Source organism: Sphingobium ummariense RL-3, from assembly GCF_000447205.1.
In the GTDB taxonomy this organism is placed as follows: Bacteria; Pseudomonadota; Alphaproteobacteria; order Sphingomonadales; family Sphingomonadaceae; genus Sphingobium; species Sphingobium ummariense.
This window is the reverse complement of the sequence record NZ_AUWY01000051.1, coordinates 1-4,545: the sequence shown is the minus strand read 5'-3', so window position 1 is coordinate 4,545 and position 4,545 is coordinate 1. Positions and strand designations below refer to the sequence as shown.

General features: G+C 69.7%; 5 protein-coding genes. 2 read left to right on the top strand and 3 right to left on the bottom strand.

Translation table 11 applies throughout. From position 1 onward, the window contains the following. Both pabB and M529_RS31310 read left to right on the top strand, forming a co-directional pair. On the top strand, positions 1-981 hold a 981-nt coding region (pabB, locus tag M529_RS31315), incomplete at its 5' end, for an aminodeoxychorismate synthase component I (protein ID WP_021317204.1). A gap of 34 nt (positions 982-1,015) precedes the next feature. Continuing rightward, positions 1,016-1,639 carry an aminotransferase class IV gene (locus M529_RS31310; protein WP_021317203.1) on the top strand — a complete coding sequence of 208 codons (624 nt, stop codon included), beginning with the start codon at positions 1,016-1,018 and terminating at the stop codon, positions 1,637-1,639. A gap of 6 nt (positions 1,640-1,645) precedes the next feature. Here the strand turns inward: M529_RS31310 and M529_RS31305 are convergent, their stop codons facing one another. The 3 genes from M529_RS31305 to feoB all read right to left on the bottom strand — a co-directional run. After that, positions 1,646-2,605 (bottom strand): NAD-dependent epimerase/dehydratase family protein, encoded by a 960-nt coding sequence (locus M529_RS31305; protein ID WP_021317202.1) that lies wholly within the window; start codon positions 2,603-2,605, stop codon positions 1,646-1,648. A 38-nt stretch (positions 2,606-2,643) separates the two neighbouring features. Beyond that, positions 2,644-3,219, bottom strand: a complete 576-nt coding sequence (ssb, locus tag M529_RS31300) for a single-stranded DNA-binding protein (protein WP_021317201.1) — start codon at positions 3,217-3,219, stop codon at positions 2,644-2,646. 26 nt (positions 3,220-3,245) lie between these two features. Then, on the bottom strand, positions 3,246-4,545 hold a 1,300-nt coding region (feoB, locus tag M529_RS31295), incomplete at its 5' end, for a ferrous iron transporter B (protein ID WP_021317200.1).

The window sequence follows — 4,545 nt, the reverse complement described above, 5'->3', positions numbered from 1 at the left end:
GGGCTGGCGCTGGAGGACCGCCTGCTCCCGCTCCTCCATCGGCGCGACGGCGCGGATGACGCCGTCCCCCAGCCGCTGCTCTGGTTCGGCCTGTTCGAAGGGTGCAGGCTGGTCGAGCCGGGCGCCCTCCCGGCCCTGCTGCCCGACCCCGGCGGCGCGTCCGCCGGTCCGCTGCGGCCGCTGGTCGATGCCGACGGCTATCGCGCGATGTTCGACCAGGTGCAGGAACTGATCCGGGCCGGGGATATCTATCAGGTCAACCTGACCTTCCCCTGCGACCTGCCCTTCGCCGGCGATCCCATGGCGCTCTACGCCGCCCTGCGCCCGCGCGCGGCCGCCGGCTATGGCGGCATCATCCGCACCGGCGCGCACAGCATCCTTTCCTTTTCGCCGGAGCTGTTCTTCACCCAGGTGCGCGGCCAGCTGACCGCCCGGCCGATGAAGGGCACAGCCGCGCGCGGCGCCGATCCCGTGGAGGATGCCCGCCTTGCGCAGCAGCTCGCCATCGAACCCAAGCAGCGCGCCGAGAACCTGATGATCGTCGACCTGCTGCGCAACGACCTGTCGCGCGTGGCGCGCGCCGGCACGGTGACCGTGCCCGACCTGTTCAAGGTCGAAACCTATCCCACCGTCCACCAGCTGGTCTCGACCGTCCGTGCGCGCATCCTGCCGGGCCTGTCCCCGGTCGACGTGCTGCGCGTGCTCTTCCCCTGCGGATCGATCACCGGTGCGCCCAAGGTTCGGGCGATGGAGATCATCGAAGCGGTCGAACCGCATCCGCGCGGTGTCTATACCGGCGCCATGGGCTGGATCGACCCGGCAGGGGACGCCGCCTTCAACGTCGCCATCCGCACGCTCTTCCTCAAGGATGGGGCCGGGACGGCGCGGCTGGGCCTCGGCTCGGGAATCGTCGCCGATTCGGACTGCGCGGCGGAATGGGCCGAATGTTTGGCCAAAGGCCGTTTTCTTACAACCGCTTGACATATGGCGCGGCGCGGCCTTGGAATGGATGGCGATGGCACTGGCTGACGGACGCTTCGATCTGCTCGAGACGATGGCCTTCGATCCGGTCGAAGGCATCAGGCTGCTGGAGCTGCATCTCGAAAGGCTGAAGGCCAGCGCGTCCGCGCTCGGCTTCGCCTTCGATCGTCATGCCATGCGCAACGAGCTCCAGGCCGCGACCTTCCGCCTGCGCGATCGCAACCGGCTCCGCCTGCTGCTGTCGCGCCAGGGATCGACCGCGATCGAGGTGCGCGAACATCGCACCTGGCCGCACGCGATCGTCCCCGTGGCGGCCGTGCCGCGCCATGCGCGCGCCGACGACCCGCGCCTGCGGCACAAGACCACCGACCGATCGCTCTATCGCGATGCGCTCAGGCGCGGCGGCACCTATGAGGTGCTGCTGCTCGACGATCGCGGCTATCTCACCGAAGGCTGCTTCTCCTCGATCTTCGTCGAGCGCGGCGACCGGCTGGTGACGCCCCCCGCCTCGCGCGGGCTGCTGCCGGGCATCCTTCGCCGCAGCCTGCTCGACATGGGCGAGGCGGTGGAGGGCGACCTGCGCCTGCACGATCTGGAACGCGGCTTCTTCATCGGCAACGCCGCGCGCGGCATGGTCGCCGCCTCGCTGGTCCACTGACCGGGGTCAGGCCGAACGGCTCAGCTGCGGCGACACATAGTCGGCATCATGCGCGAAGGGCAGTGGCCCGTCCGTGCGCAGCGCCGCCAGCACCGCCGCGAAATCGGTCTCGCAGCGAAAACCCATGACCCGCTCGGCGCGCCCGGCATCATAGACCCGGCCGATCGAGCGCGGCAGCTGCCAGCCGCGCCGCGCATAAAGCGCCGCCGCATCGGGGAAATGGCGCGCGATCACGGCGGGCGCGTCCGCCTTCAGCTCCGCCGCCTCGGCGCGCGCGAAGGGGGTCGGCGCGGAAAGGATGAAGGTGTCGCAGCCGAACTCCGGCGCCTTCTCCAGCGCGACCAGATGCGCCCGCGCGGCATCCTCCACCGTCAGCCGGCGGTGCAGGAACTCGTTGGCCTTCATGTTCTCGCCAGACAGCGCGCGGTGGGTGTCGTCCTCCTCCGGGAAGAAGCGCCCCGTGCGCAGGATCGCGCAAGCCAGACCATGCTCCAGATGGTGGATGCGGCACAGCCCCTCGGCCGCCAGCTTGGTCACGCCATAGATGTTGCGCGGCGCCAGCGGCCCGGTGCCCTCGTCCAGCCACACGGCCTCCGCGCCCGCCTCCGCCCGGATGCGCTGGTCGATCATCAGCGACGTGGTGGAGGTGAAGACGAAGCGGTCATGCCCGGCGCGCACCGCCGCCTCCAGCAGGTTCAGCGTGCCGGCGACATTGACGTCGATGAAGGCCTGCGCCGGGTAGCGGGCGATGTCCGGCTTGTGCAGCGCGCCGCCATGGATCACCGCCTCGATGCCGCGTTCGCCGAACAGGCGCTCGACCAGCGCCCCGTCCGCGACCGATCCCAGCACATCGGTGTCCGCGCCCGGCGCGACGTCCAGCCCCGTCACCGCATGCCCGGCCGCGCGCAGCATCGGCGCCAGGAACCGTCCCAGCCAGCCAGAGGAGCCTGTCAGGAGGACGCGCATGAAATGTCCCTAGGCTGGGGGAGGAATGTCAGACCGACTCAGAACGGCACTTCGTCGTCCAGGTCGTTGTCGAAATTCGGCCCGCCCTGGCGCCCGCCGCCGGCCGGGGCGGAGCGGCCACCGCCGCCGAATCCGCCGCCCGACGAGCCGCCGAAATCGTCATAGTCGCCGCCGCCAAAGCCGCTCGACCCGCCGCTCCAGTCGCTGCCGCCCTGCGAGCGACCACCGCCACCGAAGCCGCCACCCTGGCCGCCGCCGCCCTGCGCGCCGTCCAGCATGGTCAGCACCGCGCTCGGCCCCTGCAGCACCACCTCGGTCGTGTAACGATCGTTGCCCGACTGGTCCTGCCATTTGCGGGTGCGCAGCTGCCCCTCGACATAGACCTTGCTGCCCTTGCGCAGATAGCGCTCGGCGACGCCCGCCAGCCCTTCGGAAAAGATCGCGACGCTATGCCATTCGGTGCGCTCCTTGCGCTCGCCCGAATTGCGGTCCTTCCATGTTTCGGAGGTCGCGATGCGGATGTTGCACACCTTGCCGCCATTCTGGAAGCTCTTGACCTCCGGGTCGGCGCCCAGATTGCCGACCAGAATGACCTTGTTGACCGAGCCTGCCATGATTCCTCCGATAGATTGATCGGCCCTTATAGTCCCGCTGCGGTCGCGGTCCAGTAAGTGATGCCCGCCGCGGCATAGGCAAGGACGAAGAGATAGCCGACCATGAACAGCGGCCATTTCCACCCGTTGGTCTCGCGCCGGGTGACGGCGATGGTGGAGATGCACTGCGGCGCGAACACGAACCAGGCGAGGAAGGCCAGCGCCGTCGCGAGCGACCAGCGGCCCTGCAGCCGGTCGCCCAGCTGCTGGCTCACGGCCTCCTCGTCGTCGCCCGCGTCGATCGCATAGACGGTGGCGATCGCGGAGACGGCGACCTCGCGCGCGGCCATGGTCGGCAGCAGCGCCAGCGAGATGTCGCGGTTGAAGCCGATCGGCGCCACCAGCACATGGATGCCGGACGCGATCCGGCCCGCGATGCTGTATTCCACCTGGCTGCGGCCCTCGGGCGCCTGCGGGAAGCTGGCGAGCACCCACAGCACGATGTTGGTGGCGAGGATGATCGTCCCCGCGCGCTTCAGGAAGATCACCGCGCGCTGCCACAGCCCGATCAATATGTCTTGCGGCCGGGGCCACTGATATTTCGGCATTTCCATCAGGAACCCGCCGCTCTGCCCCTTGGTGACGGTCAGGCGCAGCGCCCAGGCCGCGAGCATCGCGCCGACGATGCCGCTGACATAGAGCGCGAAGAGCACCAGTCCCTGCAGCCCGATGCCCCATCCAACCGTCCGCGCCGGGATGAAGGCGGCGATGATCAGGCCATAGACCGGCAGCCGCGCGGAACAGGTCATCAGCGGCGCGATCAGGATGGTGGTCAGCCGGTCCTTGGGGTCCGCGATGGTGCGCGTCGCCATGATCCCCGGCACCGCGCAGGCGAAGGAGGAGAGCAGCGGAATGAATGCCCGGCCCGACAGGCCCACCCTTGCCATCAGCGCGTCCATCAGGAACGCCGCGCGCGCCATATAGCCGGTCGCCTCCAGCATCAGGATGAAGAAGAACAGGATCAGGATCTGCGGCAGGAAGACGATCACCGCGCCCACGCCGCCGACCACGCCCTGCAGCAGGAAGTCATGAACCAGCCCGGCCGGCAGGGTCGCCGTCACCGCCTCACCCAGCGCCGTCACCCAGCCCTCCAGCAGGTCGGCCGGCGCCGTGGCCCAGCTGAACACCGCCTGGAACATCACGAACAGCAGCGCCAGCAGGATGAGGAACCCGGCCACCGGATGCAGCAGCACCCGGTCCACCGCCGCTGTCAGCCGGCGCGAGGGCGTCTCGCGCACGATGGCGGCGCGGGCGATGCGCCGCGCCTCCCGGCGCAGCGTGTCGAAG